The organism is Dolomitihabitans soli (assembly GCF_022213955.1).
Lineage (GTDB): Bacteria > Actinomycetota > Actinomycetes > Streptosporangiales > Streptosporangiaceae > Streptosporangium_A > Streptosporangium_A soli.
The window spans coordinates 104,148-121,016 of record NZ_JAKNTW010000018.1 but is presented as its reverse complement, the minus strand read 5'-3'; the positions used below and the strand labels follow the sequence as shown (position 1 = coordinate 121,016).

General features: G+C 70.2%; 16 protein-coding genes. 7 read left to right on the top strand and 9 right to left on the bottom strand.

Annotated features, from left to right (window positions below; translation table 11 throughout):
• Positions 1-16 precede the first annotated feature (16 nt).
• Complete coding sequence (locus MBA17_RS29400) at positions 17-739, bottom strand: YcnI family protein (RefSeq protein WP_238499884.1); 723 nt, start codon at positions 737-739, stop codon at positions 17-19.
• 79 nt (positions 740-818) lie between these two features.
• Positions 819-1,325 (bottom strand): MFS transporter, encoded by a 507-nt coding sequence (locus MBA17_RS29395; protein WP_238499882.1) that lies wholly within the window; start codon positions 1,323-1,325, stop codon positions 819-821.
• A 258-nt stretch (positions 1,326-1,583) separates the two neighbouring features.
• On the opposite strand from MBA17_RS29395, the gene MBA17_RS29390 reads away from it, so the two are divergent.
• On the top strand, positions 1,584-2,066 hold the full coding sequence (locus MBA17_RS29390; RefSeq protein ID WP_238499881.1) for a hypothetical protein: 483 nt from the start codon (positions 1,584-1,586) through the stop codon (positions 2,064-2,066).
• Between the two features lie 34 nt (positions 2,067-2,100).
• Here MBA17_RS29390 and MBA17_RS29385 read toward each other — a convergent pair whose 3' ends face one another.
• The 3 genes from MBA17_RS29385 to MBA17_RS29375 are packed head-to-tail and all read right to left on the bottom strand — an operon-like array spanning position 2,101 to position 4,419.
• Positions 2,101-2,874 carry an ABC transporter ATP-binding protein gene (locus MBA17_RS29385; protein WP_238499880.1) on the bottom strand — a complete coding sequence of 258 codons (774 nt, stop codon included), beginning with the start codon at positions 2,872-2,874 and terminating at the stop codon, positions 2,101-2,103.
• 2 nt (positions 2,875-2,876) lie between these two features.
• The gene (locus MBA17_RS29380) at positions 2,877-3,665 is read right to left on the bottom strand and encodes an ABC transporter permease (RefSeq protein ID WP_238499877.1); all 789 of its coding nucleotides are present in this window, start codon (positions 3,663-3,665) and stop codon (positions 2,877-2,879) included.
• Positions 3,658-4,419 carry an ABC transporter permease gene (locus tag MBA17_RS29375; protein WP_238499876.1) on the bottom strand — a complete coding sequence of 254 codons (762 nt, stop codon included), beginning with the start codon at positions 4,417-4,419 and terminating at the stop codon, positions 3,658-3,660. The genes MBA17_RS29380 and MBA17_RS29375 overlap by 8 nt, the downstream gene beginning before the upstream one ends.
• Before the next feature lie 184 nt (positions 4,420-4,603).
• Between MBA17_RS29375 and MBA17_RS29370 the strand changes: the two genes are divergently transcribed.
• The 5 genes from MBA17_RS29370 to MBA17_RS29350 all read left to right on the top strand — a co-directional run bounded on the left by MBA17_RS29370 (position 4,604) and on the right by MBA17_RS29350 (position 10,075).
• Positions 4,604-5,269, top strand: coding sequence for a response regulator (locus MBA17_RS29370; protein ID WP_238499874.1), 666 nt, complete (start codon positions 4,604-4,606; stop codon positions 5,267-5,269).
• Between the two features lie 183 nt (positions 5,270-5,452).
• A complete protein-coding gene (locus MBA17_RS29365; protein ID WP_238499872.1) occupies positions 5,453-7,015 on the top strand; it encodes a serine/threonine-protein kinase in 1,563 nt (520 codons plus the stop codon).
• Between the two features lie 326 nt (positions 7,016-7,341).
• The gene (trpB, locus tag MBA17_RS29360; protein ID WP_455432879.1) at positions 7,342-8,550 is read left to right on the top strand and encodes a tryptophan synthase subunit beta; all 1,209 of its coding nucleotides are present in this window, start codon (positions 7,342-7,344) and stop codon (positions 8,548-8,550) included.
• Positions 8,547-9,332, top strand: a complete 786-nt coding sequence (gene trpA, locus MBA17_RS29355) for a tryptophan synthase subunit alpha (protein WP_238499870.1) — start codon at positions 8,547-8,549, stop codon at positions 9,330-9,332. The genes trpB and trpA overlap by 4 nt, the downstream gene beginning before the upstream one ends.
• Positions 9,329-10,075 carry a GntR family transcriptional regulator gene (locus MBA17_RS29350; protein WP_238499869.1) on the top strand — a complete coding sequence of 249 codons (747 nt, stop codon included), beginning with the start codon at positions 9,329-9,331 and terminating at the stop codon, positions 10,073-10,075. Before trpA ends, MBA17_RS29350 begins: the two co-directional genes overlap by 4 nt.
• 497 nt (positions 10,076-10,572) lie before the next feature.
• On the opposite strand, the gene MBA17_RS29340 is transcribed toward MBA17_RS29350, so the two are convergent.
• The 3 genes from MBA17_RS29340 to MBA17_RS29330 all read right to left on the bottom strand — a co-directional run bounded on the left by MBA17_RS29340 (position 10,573) and on the right by MBA17_RS29330 (position 14,091).
• Positions 10,573-12,045, bottom strand: coding sequence for a DUF4303 domain-containing protein (locus MBA17_RS29340; RefSeq protein WP_238499868.1), 1,473 nt, complete (start codon positions 12,043-12,045; stop codon positions 10,573-10,575).
• A 252-nt stretch (positions 12,046-12,297) separates the two neighbouring features.
• Positions 12,298-12,777, bottom strand: a complete 480-nt coding sequence (locus tag MBA17_RS50605) for a YcxB family protein (protein WP_238499867.1) — start codon at positions 12,775-12,777, stop codon at positions 12,298-12,300.
• A gap of 417 nt (positions 12,778-13,194) precedes the next feature.
• Positions 13,195-14,091: an aminoglycoside phosphotransferase family protein gene (locus MBA17_RS29330; protein ID WP_238499866.1), complete on the bottom strand. Its 897-nt coding sequence runs from the start codon at positions 14,089-14,091 to the stop codon at positions 13,195-13,197.
• 351 nt (positions 14,092-14,442) lie between these two features.
• Here MBA17_RS29330 and MBA17_RS29325 point away from each other — a divergent pair, with 351 nt between their 5' ends.
• Positions 14,443-15,273: an ABC transporter ATP-binding protein gene (locus tag MBA17_RS29325; protein WP_238499865.1), complete on the top strand. Its 831-nt coding sequence runs from the start codon at positions 14,443-14,445 to the stop codon at positions 15,271-15,273.
• A 213-nt stretch (positions 15,274-15,486) separates the two neighbouring features.
• Here the strand turns inward: MBA17_RS29325 and aceA are convergent, their stop codons facing one another.
• Complete coding sequence (gene aceA / locus MBA17_RS29320; RefSeq protein ID WP_238499859.1) at positions 15,487-16,779, bottom strand: isocitrate lyase; 1,293 nt, start codon at positions 16,777-16,779, stop codon at positions 15,487-15,489.
• Between the last annotated feature and the right edge of the window lie 90 nt (positions 16,780-16,869).

Sequence of the window (16,869 nt, the reverse complement as noted above, 5' to 3'; positions counted from 1 at the left end):
TACGGCGGGACGCGGGTCAGGCGCGAGAGCGGCGGACGGCCACGACGCCGACGGCGGTGCCGATGAGGCCGGCCGCCAGGCCGAGACCGCCGATCAGGCGTGCGGTGCCGTCAGAGGCGGGCGCGGAGCCGGCCGAGGTGGCGGCGACCGGAGCGACGGACGCCTGCGTGGCGGCGGGCGAGGGGGCCGCCGCGTCGGCCGCGGCCGGCACCAGCTTGAGGAGCGGGGCCGGGCGTTCGGCCTCGGAGCCGTCGGCCTTGGGCTCGTCGACCCACTTGACGACCTCGCCGTTCGAGTAGGTCTGGGTCGCGGGGAAGATGAGCTGGTCGACGTCCTTGGGCATGAAGCCCATCGACACCTCGAACTCCTGGAACTGCCCGGGGTCGACCTTACCGCCCGACCAGGTGATCTTCGTGACCGCCTCGGTGAGCTCGCCCTCCTCGGTGGTGACCGGCTTGTCGAGCTTGCTCTCCTGCACCTCGACCTTCCAGCCGGGCACCGGGCGCACGGACACGAACGCCAGCGGGTGGTCGGTGGGCAGCGCGACCTCCAGCTTGGTGGTCGAGGCGTCGTCCCGCTCGTTCGGAACCCGGAAGGCGACCTTGGCGAAGCCGCCCTTCTCGGCGGTCTTCGGGTTGACGGTGACGTGGGCGAGCGCGGGAACGGCGAGCGCGAGGGTAAGGGCGGCGGTGCCGGCGGCGACGGCCGCCACCCGGCGGAACGCGATGGAGAATGACATTCTGCGGTTACTCCACTTCGGAACGTGCATGGGCCTGCGAAGACGCGCGGAAGGCCGCGCGAGAGGGCGTTGCGGAGGGTCAGGCGGCGCGGAGTGGAGGGCCGCGCCGGGTGACGGAATGCCGGATGAGCAGGGCGGCGGGGAGGCCGCGGGGGGAGCGTGTCCGGCGGATCCCGGGGCGGGGAGTGGCCGGAGCCGTGGCGCGGAGCAGGGCGTCGAGCCGCCGGGTGGCCGCGGCGCCGAGGCGGCGCAACAGCGACCACAGGGCGGCCTCGCCGCGCGCCAGCCACCACGCGGTGATCAGCGTGGCGGTGAGGTGCGCGACGAGCATGCCGGCGCTCTCGCCCAGGCCGGCGCCGGCGTGCCCGTGCAGGGCCAGGGAGATCCCCGAGGGGTCGTCGAAGGCGAACAGCTCGTGCAGGACGAGCTGGGTGGCGACCAGGCCGGTGGCGATCGCGGCGGCCGAGCGCTCCCGCCCGGCGAGCGCCGTCGCCAGCAGCATGACGGCCGTGCCGCCGGCCGTGACCGCCCAGGGCTCGGGGCCCGTGCCGCCGGCCAGGTTGTGGCCGAGGGCGGCGAGGGACACGCAGACAGCCGAGAAGGCGGCCGACCGCGTGAGCCGGAGAGGAAGCTGGGCGCGCATGGGTGAGCACATGTTCTCACGCCCGGCCCTGGCCGGGGGCGTTACCTGTGCGACAGTTGTGTGAGGCGATAAATCCGGACAACTCGCCCCTTGTCGCCCTGATGTGTCATTGGGCTAATGGATGACCATAAGCGTGATCTATCGCTAGGGTGGCCCGCGACCGAGGATCGTCCGCCCCCTGAACGCTAGGTGGTTGGAAACATGCGGCACATCGGAGGATTTCTCATCGGCCTGATCGTCACCGCCGGATTGCTGTTCGGTGGCGGATGGGCGACGAACAAGGCGATGGTCGAGGCGACCACGCCGACCACGTCGGGAGGCGTTCAGCTATGGATCGCCCTGGGCACGATGGCCGCGGTGGGCCTGGTGCTCGGGCTGGTGATCGCGGGCAGGGTCTCGCCGCTGGCCACGTTCGTGCCGTCGATGGCACTGCTGGCCTGGACCGTCGTCTACGCCCTCGACATGAACCGCGCGGTGTCGCTGATTCCCGACGAGCCGACGATGCACGCGTTGGTGGTCGAGGCCGGACACGGCATGCGGGCCCTGCTCACCACCGGCGTCTTCGCGATGCTCGGGGTGGCCCTCTTCCTCCCCGTCCTGATGCCCTCCCGCTGGGCGGGCCGCAGGCGGGAGGACGAGGAGTACGAGGAGGAGGAGGAGGCGACCGTGCCCGGCTACTTCTGAGCGCCCGGCTGCCCGGCTGCTTCCGGGCGCCCGGCTACTTCTCGGCGGCGGTGTAGAGGCGGGTGACCACGTCCTCGATCGAGGACTCCTCCGGCGCGGTCGCCCGCAGGGCGTCGACGGTGCCGTCGAAGGTCAGCCGGCCGTGGTCGATGACCATTACCCGGCGGCACAGCCGTTCGATGTCGCCCAGGTCGTGCGTGGTCAGCAGCACCGTGGTGCCCTGCTCGGCGTTGAGGTCGCGCAGGAAGCCGCGCATGGCCGCCTTGCTCACCACGTCGAGCCCGATCGTCGGCTCGTCGAGCACCAGCACGGCGGGATCGTGCAGCAGGGCGGCCGTGATGTCGCCGCGCATCCGCTGCCCCAGGCTGAGCTGCCGCACCGGAGTGCGCATGAACTCGCCCAGCCCGAGCACTTCGGTGAGCTGGTCGAGCCGTTCCCGGTGCTTGACGCGATCTACTTTGTAAAGGTGCCGGATCAGTTCAAAGCTGTCCCGCAGCGGCAGATCCCACCACAACGTCGTCCGCTGCCCGAACACCACCCCGATCCGCCGCGCGAGAGCCGTACGGTGCTTGGTGGGATCGAGACCGGCCACCTGGATGTGGCCGCTGGTCGGCGCCAGGATGCCGGTGAGCATCTTGATCGTGGTCGACTTGCCCGCGCCGTTCGGCCCGAGATACCCGACGAACTCGCCGGCCTCGACCGTGAACGACAGATCCCGTACGGCGTGCACGACCCGCCGTTCGCGCCGGAGCAGCCCCGTACGCCTGCTGATCGTGAACGACCGGCCGGCCTGATGAACCTCGATCATCTTCAACTCCCGGTGGATCGGTAACGGCGCAGGCCCGCCCGCCAGGCCAGCGCGGAGATCGCCCCGAGCAGCAGCGCGGCGAGAGGGGCGGCGAACCGCAGCCAGTACGGCAGGCCGAACGGGTCCTCGTGGCCGAGCACGAAGAGCCCGGGCTGCCAGTTGACGAAGGCGAGTGGCAGCACGAAGGTGACTCCGCGCACCAGATCAGTCCCGTAGACGCTGAGCGGATACTGGGTGAGCGCGCTTCCTCCGTAGGTGAAGGCGTTGGCCACTTCGGGCGCGTCGGTGAGCAGGAACTGCAGCGCCCCGCCCAGGGTGAACACGGCGGTGAAGATGACCGTCCCGCAGAACACCATCACCGGCACCATCCACACCCGCGACGACGGCACGTCCAGCTGGGGGAGCGCGATGACCAGGACCACCACCGCCTGCACCAGCTTGCCGAGCCGCTGCACGGCGAACCTGTCCACCGCCATCTGCACGAACGGGCTCACCGGGCGGATCAGCATGGAGTCGAAGGTGCCCGCCCTGACGTGCGCGCTGAGCTTGTCGACGTTCCCGAACAGCAGGTCGGCCAGGGAGAAGGAGACCATGGCCGTGCCGTACAGGAACATGACCTCGGGGAGGGTGAAGCCGCCCAGGGTGCCGGTGTGCTCGAAGATGATCCAGATGGCGATGAGGTCGAGGGCGCTCACCACGAAGGTGCCGATGGTGAGCAGCGCCATCGACAGCGGGTACTGGGCGCCGGCGCGCAGCCAGGTCCAGGCGAGCAGCGTGTAGGTCCTAACCACCCTGGATCACCACCTTGCGGCGGGCGGCCCGGGTGGCGAGCGCGCCCAGGGCGATCAGCACCGCCGCCCAGCCGAGTTGGAAGCCCAGTGCGTGCGCCACGTCGGTCTTGCCGAGATAGACGTCGGCGGGCACCTGGACCATCGCCGCCCACGGCAGCGCGTTGGCCACGGTGCCCAGCCAGCCGGGCATGATGTTCAGCGGCACGACCATCCCGCTGAAGAACAGGCAGAGCACCAGCGACAGCGACTGGATCCCCCGGTCGTCGAGGATCCAGCAGGCCGACAGCGCCACGAGGTAGCGCACGCCGAAGCTGACCAGGACCCCCGCGACGACGCTGGCCGCGAAGAGGAGCCAGGTGAGCGGTCCGGCGGGCACCACGATGCCGAACAGCGCCGCACCGATCAGCGTCGGCGGGATGCTGCGCATCAGGAACAGGTAGAGCGCCCGTCCCAGGTCGTCGGCCATCGACCAGAACTGCAGCGAGGCGGGCCGTACCAGGTCGACGGCGGCGTCGCCGGTGCGGACGCGCTCGGCGAGGCCGAGGCCGCCGCCGAAGACCTGCATCGGGCCGATGAACGCCTGGCTGAGGAAGCAGAAGGTGATCGCGTCGGCCACGTCGTAGCCGGCGAGGCCCGGCCTTGCCTCCCAGAGCGCGATGAGGATGTAGGCCCGCAGGATGCCGAAGACGGTGTTGGTGAACGCTCCCGCGATGGCGGCGGCACGGTAGGTCGAGTGGCGGCGGAAACCGTACACGGCGAGGTGGAGATAGAGAAGGAAGGCTGCCTCCTCGGCGGTGTGGGCGTGGGCAACCGTCCTATCTTGCCGGTGGCCGAAAGGGCGGGCAACTTGTTTTCGGCGGGCGGAACCCGGTGTGTGTCGCGGCGATTAAGCTGCCAGGCGTGCTGGCCGATTCCGGGAAGACGGACGTGAGAACTCGATGATCAGAGTGTTGCTGGCCGACGACCAGACCCTGGTGCGGGCCGGGTTCAGGTCGATCCTGGAGGGTGAGGACGACCTCGAGGTGGTGGCGGAGGCGGGTGACGGTTCGCAGGCCGTACGGCTGACGCGCGAGCTGAGGCCGGACGTCGTGCTGATGGACATCCGGATGCCCGAGCTCGACGGGCTGGAGGCCACCCGGACCATCGTGGCCGACCCGAGGCTGGACGCGGTGCGGGTGGTCATCCTGACCACGTTCGAGCACGACGACTACGTCTATGGCGCGCTCAAGGCGGGGGCGGGCGGTTTCCTGGTCAAGGACACGGAGCCGATGGAGCTGATCCACGCGGTCCGGGTGGTGGCCCGGGGCGACGCGCTGATCGCGCCTTCGGTGACCCGCCGGCTCATCGCGGAGTTCGCCGCCCGGGTGCGCAGGCCGGCGCCCGGCCCGGAGCTGAACGGGCTGACCGAGCGTGAGCGGGAGGTGATGACGCTGATCGCCTCGGGGCTGAGCAACGACGAGATCGCGGAGCGCCTCGTCCTCAGTCCCGCCACGGTGAAGACCCACGTCAGCCGTATCATGACCAAGCTCCGCGCCCGTGATCGCGCCCAGGTGGTGGTGCTCGCCTACGAGGCCGGTCTGATCACGCCGGGCTGGCTCTCCTGACCCCGCGGCGTACGGCAGAGCAGCACGTCCAGCCCCTGCGGTCCACCTGGTCCCATCGGTGACTTACCCGAGGGGACCAGTCGTCTTACCTGCCATATCTCTTGTCTCCGCTTAGCAGCAAATGTCGCTCATATCCGGTCACAGTGTGCTTGCCGTATCCCACAACGGAGAGGCGCTACCCGGATGGCTCGCGGTGGACCCGGCTCCGAGGGCGGCATGCCGCCAGGCGTGCGCCCGCTCACCGTGGGTGATCCGATCATCGTCGGACGCTACCTGATGCTCGGCCGTCTCGGCGCCGGCGGGATGGGCATCGTCTACCTCGCCGAGGGGGCCGGGGGCGGGCTGGCCGCCCTGAAGACTCCGCACGCCGTCCACCTGAACGACCCGACGCTGCGCGCCCGCTTCGCCGAGGAGATCGAACACTCCCGCCGCGTGATCCCGTTCTGCACGGCAGCCGTGGTCGAGGACGGCATCGACGGGGATCGGCCCTACCTCGTCACCGAGTACATCCCCGGCCCCGGGCTCTCCCAGGTCGTCGCGGCCCGCGGCCCGCTCACCCCCGACCTGGCGTACGGCGTGGCGCTCGGCGTGGCCGCCGCCCTGGTGGCCGTGCACGGGGCCGGACTCGTCCACCGCGACCTCAAGCCGGGCAACGTGCTGCTGTCGCCGCACGGTCCCCGGGTGATCGATTTCGGCATCGCCAGGGACGTGGACACGCTCTCCGCGCACACCCGGACCGGGCAGGTCATGGGCTCGCCCGGCTGGGTGGCGCCCGAGCGGCTCACCGGCGGGCTCGCCGTACCGGCCTCCGACGTGTTCTCCTGGGGCTGCCTGGTCGCGTACGCGGCCACCGGTCACCACCCCTTCGGCACGGGCGAGCTCGACGTGGTGACTCGGCGGATCATGATCGAGCCACCACGGCTGACGGGGGTGCCCGCGCTGCTGGCCCGTGCGGTCGAGGCCGCCTTGGCCAAGGCTCCCGCGGAGCGCCCGTCCGCCGCCGAGCTGCTCGGCGCGCTGCTCGCCGCCGGTGGCGTCGGCGCCCCGCGGGATCTGCGGGAGGCGGTCGGCGAGGTGCTGGAGGAGATCTGGACGCCCGTGCCGTACCCGGCGAGCGGCAGGCGGGTGCGGCTGGGTCCGGTGCCCGCCGCCCCGCCGGACCCGGCCGGGCGGCTCGAACCCGCGCGGCGGAGAGGCGCGCGCCGGCGCGGCGGCCGGCTGTCGCACGCCGGCTTCGCCGCGCTGGCGACGGTGTCCATCGCGGCCGTGGCCGTGGTGGCGGCCACGGGCGGCGGCGGTGGGGCCGGTCTCGACGACGTGGCCCAGGCACCGCTCGTCGCGCCCGACGCCGGGACGCTGCCGGCCACCGCCCGTCCCGGCCGGGTGACGAGGGTGGCGGGGACCTCCAGCGGACCGGGCGCGATCGTCACCCCCGGACTGCCGAGCGTGGTCGTGGCGACCACCGACCATCCGCCGACCGGCGGGCAACCGCGTCCCACCCCGGCCCGTACCTGGACGGCGCCGGAACCGGAGGGCACCGGCCTCGCCGACCCCTTGCCGCCCGACGACGACCCGAGCTGCACGAACAGCCGTGGCGGACCTCCGCCCTGCCACCCCACCGGAGGGCCCGTCCCCTCCGGCGACATCAGCACCGAACCCCAGTGGGGCGACGGCGAGTCACCCACCCCGAGCGTCACTCCCACCCTCTCTCCGACTCCGACGCCGACCCCGACGCTCTCCTCCTGACCTGCGCTCCCTGCCGCCGGGGGGACGGTTCTGCGGGAGACGCGGTTCGCGCTCGGCGTGCCTGAGGACCGGGTCTCCAGCGACCGCGGAATCCCGTATCCGATGCGGCCCTCTGCGGCGGCAGAGCGGACACCTCTGCGCCGACCACAGCGTCCTGACCTGCGAGCACGCCGGAGGCCGCCCCAGACGGCGAGAGTTTCCTCAGGTCAGAGGCGGGTCGTGGATTTCGCGATTGCTACTGGTCCCCCGGATCCGGGGCTTGCAGATCGGCGGCTCTGAGCTACTGTTCTAGAACAGTCGAGAGAGAGAAGACGATCATGGGCGAGATGTCCTGGTCCGGTCGGCAGGGCGTCACGGTGCCCGCCGCCGCCCGCGCGATGAGCGACCCCGGCGCCGTCGGCCGGTTCGGAACCTACGGCGGGCGGTACGTGCCGGAGTCGCTGATCCCGGCCTGCCACGAGATCGAGGCGGCGTTCCGCGAGGCCTGGAGCGACCCCGAGTTCCGCAGCAGGCTCGACACCCTGCTCACGGTCTACGCCGGGCGTCCCACTCCGTTGACCCCCGCCTGGCGGCTCTCCCATGAGCTCGGCATCACCCTGTTCCTCAAACGCGAGGATCTCGCGCACACCGGCTCACACAAGATCAACAATGTGATCGGCCAGGCGCTGCTCGCTCACCGGATGGGCAAGGAACGGCTGCTGGCCGAGACCGGCGCGGGCCAGCACGGTGTCGCCACGGCCACCGCCGCGGCGCTCCTGGGCCTCAAGGCGACCGTGTTCATGGGCGAGCGCGACATCGAACGGCAGGAGCTCAACGTTGTGCGGATGAACGTGCTGGGCGCGGAGGTCGTGCCGGTCACGACCGGGAGCCGCACCCTCAAGGACGCCTGCAACGAGGCGATGCGGCACTGGGTGTCATCGGTGGACGACTCCTACTACTGCATCGGGTCGGTGCTGGGCCCGCATCCCTATCCGTGGATGGTGCGCGAGTTCCAGCGGGTGATCGGTGAGGAGGCCCGCGCCCAGTGCGCCGCCGAACTCCCCGTCGGTGTGCCCGACTACGTGGTCGCCTGCGTCGGCGGCGGCTCCAACGCCGCGGGCACGTTCGCCGGCTTCGTCGACACCACTGCCCGGCTCATCGGGGTCGAGGCCGAGGGCGGCGCGGCGGCGACCTTCGGCAGGGTCGGGGTGCTGCACGGTGTCCGCTCGCTGGTCCTCCAGGACGAGGACGGCCAGGTGACGGAGGCCCATTCGGTCGCGGCCGGCCTCGACTATCCGGGGATCGGCCCCGAGCACGCCCATCTACGCGACGGGGGCCGCGCCCGCTACGAGACCGTGAACGACGAAGAGGTCGTCCAGGCGCTGCTCTGCCTGGCCCGTACCGAGGGGATCCTGGCCGCGCTGGAGTCCTCGCACGCCGTGGCCTGGGTGATCCGGGCCGCCAAGTCCGGCGAGATCGCGCCGGGGTCGACCGTGATGCTGACTCTCTCCGGCAGGGGAGACAAGGACATCGCCTCCATCAAGGAGCTGCTGTGACCGATTCCCTGGAAGAATTCCTGATCGCACGCCGTGGCACGGGGCGTCCCCTGCTGGTGCCCTATGTCACCGCCGGGGTCACCCCCGGGTGGACGGACGTCGTCCACGCCTACGCCGACGCCGGAGCCGACGCCGTCGAGCTGGGCTTCCCCTTCTCCGATCCCATGCTGGACGGCGTCACGATCCAGGAGGCCTCCGACCGGGCGATCGCGGCCGGGACCACGGTCAGGGGGATCCTCGAGGAGGTCGCGACGCTCGACGTCGACGTGCCGCTCATCGCGATGACCTACAGCAATCTGGTGGTGCAGCAGAGCGCCGCGGAGTTCTGCGCGGCGCTCACCGCGAGCGGGCTGCGCGGGCTGATCGTGCCCGACTCGCCCCTGGAGGAGGTCGGGGAGCTGGCGGACGCCGCGGCGGCCGAGGGCCTGGATCTCGTGCTGCTCGCCGCTCCATCCTCCTCCCGGGCCAGACTGCGCGAGATCACCGAGCGCAGCCGGGGCTTCGTCTACGCCGTGACCCGCATGGGCACCACCGGAGAGCGCGGCGAGATTCCCGAGCAGGCCGCCCGGCTCGGCCGCGAGCTCAAGGAACTCACCGACCGGCCGGTCCTGTTCGGTTTCGGGGTCTCCAACCAGGCGCAGGCCGCCGAGCTGGCGGGTCATGCCGACGGCGTCGTGGTGGCTTCGGCGCTGATGCGCAAGCTCCTCGACGGCGCCCGGCCACGCGAGCTGGGAGAATATGTGGCGAGCATTCGACGCGCACTCGGCCAGGGAGTCAGATGAGTAGTACGCCCCGCTACCGCGCCATCGCCGACGACCTGACCCACAAGATCAAGTCGGGCCACTACCGCGCGGGCGAGGCATTGCCCGCGCAGCGTGAGCTCAGCGCCTTCTACGGCGTGACGATGATGACGCTGCGGCAGGCGTTGCAGGTCCTCAGCGGCGAGGATCTGATCGTCCAGCGGGCCGGCCGCGGCACTTATGTGACGTCGGCCAGTGCGGAGTACCCCCTCGACACGCTGCGCAGTCTCGGCGACGACCTGCGCAGGCAGGGTTACCCCCTGCGGACCGAGGTGCTGTCGGCCGCGATCCGGCAGGCCCCGCGCTCGCTCACCCGGCTGCTGGGCGACGCGCCGGCCGACCGCCGGGCCCTCCGGCTGGCACGCGTACGGCATCTGCTGGGCCGGCCCGCCGTCCACCAGATCTCCTGGATCGTCGAGCCGCACGCCTCGGCGATCAAGGGGACCGATTTCACCGAGACCCCGCTGTACACCGCGCTCGTCGACGTCGGCGCCCGAGTGCACCGGGCGACTGAACGGATCAGGCCGGCCCTGCTCACCGCCCTGGTCGCGGCGCGGCTGCAGCACCCGGCGGGCAGCCCGGTCTTCGTCAGCGAACGGGCGACCTATGACGACCAGGGCGCCCTGGTCGTCATGGACCACGCCACGATCCTCGGCGAGTGGATGGAGATCAGGGCCGAGCGCAAGGCCACGGACCTGTCGCTGCACTGGGTCTCCCAGCGCTGACCGTTCACGGTTTGACGAGAAGATCCAGACGGCGACCCATGGGCGGAGTATCTACTCAAGACCGCTACCGCCGCCCTCGACCCGCACGGGACCGGCCGGACGCTCCACTCCTCAGCACCTGGCCGCCACCCCGCTCACAGCACGAACAACGACTTCAGGTAACCGACACGCCTCATGGTGCGAACAGGACGCGGGATTCGAGGTCGAGGTGGGTGGTGGGTGAGGATCCAGGCGGGCTCATCAGCGACATCACTGTCGGGGACTGCGTGCTGCTGTTCGACACCCAACGTCGGGTCCACGTCCGCGGCGGGCAGCACAAGGTCGACTTCTACCTGCGACTGCGGACGCTGGGAGTCTTCCCCGAAGACGCTCCGGCGACGATCCGCGGCCGTCGTCATGCACGTCGGCTCGATCCTGCTGAAGCTGGATCTGCCACCCGCCCCGGGCGACCACCGTCGCGTCCTCGCCGTCCTCGCGCACCGACGCGGCTGATCCGGTCACCCGGCCGCGATCGTCCAGAGATAGACGGGCGGGCCGGCGTCGACATCCCGGCCTGCGGCGGCGAGGCGACGGCCGTCGACGAAGACGACAGCGGTCATGGATTCCTGCACTCCGCGCAGTCGTTGCAGGTGCCGACCGGTGCCAACCTCCCAGGTGTGGACGTCGCCATTGTCGTGCGCCGAGGCCAGCAGCGTCCCGTCGGGCGAGAAGGCCAGGTCCGTGGGTTTGCCGGGACCTGACGCATCGGCTGACGGCGGCTCGAACGTCCGCCCGGCGGCGAAACCGTCGTCTCGCCGATGCCACAGCCGGATGTGACCCGACTTCTGGTCCGCGGTCGCCAGGATTCGGTCATCGGAGGACCACGCCAGGCAGGAACATATCCGCGGGGCGGCGCGGATCAACTCCGGATCCCGCCGCAATGACCCGTCGGACGCGTCCACCAGCGCGACGCCTTTGACGCCTACGTCGCCGGTCAACGCCAGCAGCGTCCCGTCACCGCTGAACTGCAGGCCGGACGCCGGGCGGGCCAGCCGCCACAGCTCCTGTCCGGTGGCGACGGCGAGCGCTTGGACGAACCCGTCGCAGGCGGCGACCATGATGGCGCCGTCAGGGGAGACCGCGATGGCGCGAGCGTCCGGAATGCCCAGGTCGTGGCGCGTACCGCCGGGCAGTTCGACGCGCAGCAGCCGCTTGTGGTCGGTGACCAGCAGCGTCCGGCCGTCCGCCGAGATCGCGGCGCCTCGGTAGCTCGCCTCACGTGCGGTGGCCGGGAGTTCACGGTCGTCGTTCAGGTCCCAGGCGAACAGCTCACCGTGGGAGCCGCACGCCACCAGCAGTCTTGCATCGGACGCGTATGCCAGGGCGTTGATCTGGTAGGCGCCTTTCGATCCGAGCGTGACGAAGTCACCGATGGGCTTGGGGACGTTCAGGTAGCGCTCCAGGCGCGCGACAGCGGCGGGCGGGTTGAGTCGTCGCGCGTTCTCCAGCCGGCTTCGGTCGCTTTGGTCGCCCTGGAGCAGGGTGACGATCACCCGGTCGCGTTCGGCGTCCTGGCCGAAGAATCCCTCCGCATCCAGGAGGGCCAGCGCGCGAAAGCACGCCTCGAAGCGGGCGTTCACCTCGGCGTCGAGGCCGTCGTCATCGCGCTGCCATGGGTCACCACGGCTTTCGAGCAGCTCAAGAACACCGGTGAAGTGCTCTTCCCCGAGCATGTGGTGCGGCCAGTCCGGCGGATTCCAGCGGAGACCATCCGCCTGCTCCGCTACGGTGTCCCCGAATTCGTCGGCGTACCGGCGCGCCACCTGCCGCAACCCCTCCTCAGAGCTGCAGGTCGGCAAGATGTAGGCGGCGAACGCGTCGGTGTACAGCGCGTAGCAGTAGAACGACTCATCTGGGTGCAGCTGACGCGCCTGCGTGAAGGCGGCACGAGTGGCGGCGAGCAGACGAGTCACCAGATCCTCGATCGTCATGCCGCGATCCTTTCAAACGATCACGGAACGCTGGACCGGATGCTTCTGGTTCCTCCCACTCCTTGCGGTCGGGAGGCCCTGGCGCCGAAGGCATGTCGACGTGCCACGAACCATCTCCGGTCAAGTTGATCAACGTTATCTGAGAGGCTTCGTGACCACCATCCTGGTACAGCGGCCTGCGCCCTGATCACCTCTGCACGTTTGCCGGCTCTGTCGCTGATCTTGTGACGTGGTCATCGGGCGATAGCCGGCTCAGGAGGCTTCCGCATTCTGCCGTGCGGCCAGGAAGTCACTGAGTTCGGCCTGTTGCTCGCTGTCGAAGGCGCATTTGGGGAGGAACGCCGCAGGCTGCCTGCTCACGAAGAACAGCCAGAACTCTTGAGTTGTCGCGACTTGCCCGAACATGGACCACTGCATTGTGGTGCTGTACTGGTCGGTTCGGCATTCGTACCCGTCGTTGGTCACCCGAATCGTAGTAGGTACGCACATGTAGGCGAGCTGTCGCGTGGCGATCCGGCGGATCGCCCAGGTCGCCACAAAGGGAGCCACGATCGCTGCGACGAGCATGCCCACACCCATGAAGACGGCATCGGCCCAGATGCAAGCGAGTCCTGCCACGACCAGGACCGAGGGCAAAATCCGATAGACCGTGATGAGTTGCCGTTTGAGACCTTGGCGTAGTGCCCGCGCCACTTCGTCGGGAGCGGGTTCATATCTGATCGTGAAGTCCACAGTGCTCCTTCGCCTGAGCTGCCGATCATCATTCACGGACCAGCACCACGTCGCAACCCTCACGCCTGGTCAGCGAGGGGCCGAGCCTTCTCAACTCCTTGTGTTCATAAGCATGCATGTGTCAGATGTTCGCTCCTGCGGCCGGACTCGGCCCAGCGCGGCCGACTGGAGGAGATCCGCGATAACCTCATCGCCCGCATTGCCGAGGCCTAACGTGAAGGCTGGCTCGGCGAAGTCGAAGGGCTCCGCGTCAGCTTGGCCGACGCCCAAGACAAGCTCACTCAGCTCGGTCGAGGCCACGGGCAGCATATGGCCGTGGACCTTGGCATCCCCACCGCGCGTGGTGATCGATGAATCCACGCAGGTGACTGCCGCATGGCCCTCAACCAAGATCGAGACAAGTCAAAGCAGCGTGCGTCAAACGCCCTTCAGAACACGATCAAGTGCCGCCCGGCCTGCAGGTCCCCAGTTCGGCTTGCCGCCGGGAAGGCCCCGATCTCCGTTCTGCCCCATGAGCATCAGGAAGAGGCTCTTCATAGCGGCCAGCCCGCGGGCGCGCCGGATCGCCGCCTCGTCTGCATGCGCGTACATGTCGAAGAACCGTGAGGCCGTGCCCGCGGGTAGCAGCACCCAGGCGGCGGCGAGGTCCCACGCCGGATCGCCGGCGAACATGTCACCGAAGTCGACGATGCCCGAGAGCGTTCCGTCCGAGACGACGACGTTCGCGGGATGGAGGTCGCCGTGCACCCACACCGGCGGGCCCTCCCACGCGTGAGCCGCAACGGCGTCGTCCCAGACGGCCCGGACATCGGCAGCGATGTCATCGGGGGCAACGGCCTGGAAGAAGCTCTCGAAGCCGTCCGTGCAGTTCCTGGGATGGGCGCCGCGGTCCGTAGCGATCGGCGCCTCGGCGGGCGCCTCCACATGGAGCGCCTGGAGGAAGCCCGCCAGCGTGTCGGCCGCGTGGGCGCCGCGGCTGATCGAGCCGTGGTCCAGCGGCTCGCCGGGAACCCACGTCATCACGGTCCAATGCTTGGGGAAGCGCTCGGACGGTTCGCCGAACCGCACCGGGGTCGGCACCGGGAGCGGCAGGCGCGGGGCCAGCACGGGTAGCCACCGCCGCTCCTTGAGCTGGAGCTCCGGGGTGGGGTCCATGCGCTGCATGCGCACGGCCAACTCGTCCCCGAGGCGCCACATTTGGTTGCCCCAGCCGCCCGCCACCTCGCGGATGGCCAGCCCTGCAAGGTCTGGATGTTGCTCCTGCAGCAGGTCGCGGACCAGGTCTGCGGTGATCTCGATCTCGGTGTCGGTCATGCGAAGTGACAGTACTGAGGCGGCAGTCGGAGCGGCTCTCGCTCTCCGCAACATCTCGCCGTGATCCCTCTGGCATCACCGATTCGGTTTCAGAGAGCTGCAGATCAGAGGCTTTGGGACGGACCGGGCCCCAAGTGCAACCGTTGTCTGATCGGCTGGCGGCAGCGGTCCTGGGTGTGCGCAGGCCGGGCATGCCGAGGTGGATCGGGGCAAGGCACGCGCCCCGCGTCGGTCTGCTGCCTGATCCGCTCTCCCACCTGGGCATTGCGGCTCTGATGGTCCGCACCCGAGATACCGGTGCCTGGTTCCCGGCGCCGACCTCCTATCCTTCTCCGGGGAAAGGAGCCGCAGATGATCGACGAGATCGTGCCGGACCGGACGGGTGCCGCGGTGGACCTGGCCGGGGTGGGTGTCCGGGTGAGCGGCCGCTGGCTGCTCGCCGAGGTCGACTGGCGGGTGGAGTACGGCCAGCACTGGGTGATCCTCGGGCCCAACGGCGCGGGCAAGACCACCATGCTGTCGATCGCCGCCTCCGTGCGTCACCCGACGGCGGGGAACGCGACCGTACTCGGCCGCCGGCTCGGCCGGGTCGACCTGCGCGAGCTGCGCCGCCACATCGGCCTGGTCGCCGCCAGCCAGGGTCTCGTCGACGAGGCGCTGATGGAGGAGGAGGGCGCGACCGCCCACACCGTCGTGCTGACCGGTCACACCGGCACGGCCGCGCCCCTGTGGGACAGGTACGGCCCGGCGGAACACGACCGGGCGCACCGGCTGCTGGCCGAGCTGGGCTGCAAGGATCTGACCGAACGGCCGTTCGCCGTCTGCTCCCAGGGCGAACGCGCCCGGATCCGGGTCGCCCGCGCGCTGATGGCCGATCCCGCGATCGTCTTCCTCGACGAGCCGTCCGCCGGCCTCGACCTGCCCGCCCGTGAGGACCTCATCCTCGCGGTCGAGGACCTCGCCACCACCCGTCCCGGCCTGACCACGGTGACCGTGACCCACCATCTCGAAGAGGTCCCGGCCACCACCACCCACGCCCTGCTGATGCGTGACTCCCGCATTATGGCGGCGGGCCCCGTCGACCGGATCCTGACCGGCGACAACCTGTCCGCCTGCTTCGGCCGCCCACTCCGCCTGGACCGTCTCGACGGCCGCTGGTCCGTCCGCGCGCTGCGCGTCTGACGGCCGCCCGCAGCGACCGTCACCGCCGACCGCGGTCGCGACGCCCGCCACTCGCACCCTCCGGCCCCGCACTGACGCGACGACGAAGCCCCGCCGTACGGGGTCCGGGGGGGAGACTCCGTACGGCGGGGCGTTTCGACCTGGTCGTGAGGCCGTCCGGGGGAACCGTCCCATGCCCTGGAGGTGGTCCGGACGAGCCCAGTTCGAGAGTGGTCAGTGAGCCGCTTCGAACTGCTCCGCTTCGGTGGAGCCCGCGAGGGCCGTCGTCGAGGAGTCGGGCGCGATGGCCGTGCTGACCAGGTCGAAGTATCCGGTGCCGACCTCGCGCTGGTGGCGGGTGGCGGTGTAGCCGGCCGCCTCGGCGGCGAACTCCGCCTCCTGCAGGCTGACGTAGGCGGTCATGCCGTCCTCCGCGTAGCCCTTGGCGAGGTCGAACATGGAGTGGTTGAGCGAGTGGAAGCCGGCCAGGGTGATGAACTGGAACTTGTACCCCATGTGGCCCAGCTCGCGCTGGAACTTGGCGATGGTCGAGTCGTCGAGGTGCTGCTTCCAGTTGAAGGACGGCGAGCAGTTGTAGGCCAGCATCTGGTCGGGGAACTCCGCCTTGATCGCCTCGGCGAACTGGCGGGCCACGTCGAGGTCCGGCGTGGAGGTCTCCATCCAGAGCAGGTCGGAGTGCGGCGCGTAGGCCAGGCCGCGCGCGACGCACGCCGCAAGGCCGTTGCGGACCCGGTAGAACCCCTCCGCGGTCCGGTCACCGGTGGTGAAACGCTGGTCGCGCGGGTCCACGTCGCTGGTCAGTAGCGTCGCGGCCTGTGCGTCGGTCCGCGCGATGATCAGGCTGGGCACTCCGCACACGTCCGCGGCGAGCCGGGCGGCGTTGAGCGTCTTGATGTGCTGGCCGGTCGGGATCAGCACCTTGCCGCCCAGGTGGCCGCACTTCTTCTCCGAGGCGAGCTGATCCTCCCAGTGCACGCCCGCCGCACCGGCGGCGATCATGCCCTTCATCAGCTCGAAGGCGTTGAGCACCCCGCCGAAGCCCGCCTCGGCGTCGGCGACGATCGGGGCCAGCCAGTGCGGGGCGTCCGCCGATCCCTCGGACCAGGTGATCTGGTCGGCGCGCAGCAGCGCGTTGTTGATCCGCCGGACCACGGCCGGGACCGAGTTGGCGGGGTAGAGGCTCTGGTCGGGATAGGTCTGCCCGCCGAGGTTGGCGTCGGCCGCCACCTGCCAGCCGGACATGTAGATCGCCTTCAGGCCGGCCCTGATCTGCTGCACCGCCTGGTTGCCGGTCAGCGCGCCGAGCGTGTGCACGTACTCCTCTGTCTGCAGCAGTCCCCACAACCGCTCCGCGCCGAGCCGGGCCAGGGTGTGCTCCTCCTGGACGGAGCCCCGCAGCCTGATCACGTCGTCCGCGGTGTAGGTCCGTTCGATGGAGTTCCACCGCGGGTCGGTCTCCCACTCGTGGCGAAGCTCCTCAGCTGCTCCCTTGAGGCGATCGTTCATCGTTCACTCCTTTGTCGTCCCCTGGGTGCCTGATTCGAGTGTGTGCAGATCGCAGAGGGACGAACAGTCGAACAATCTCGGAAATTATTG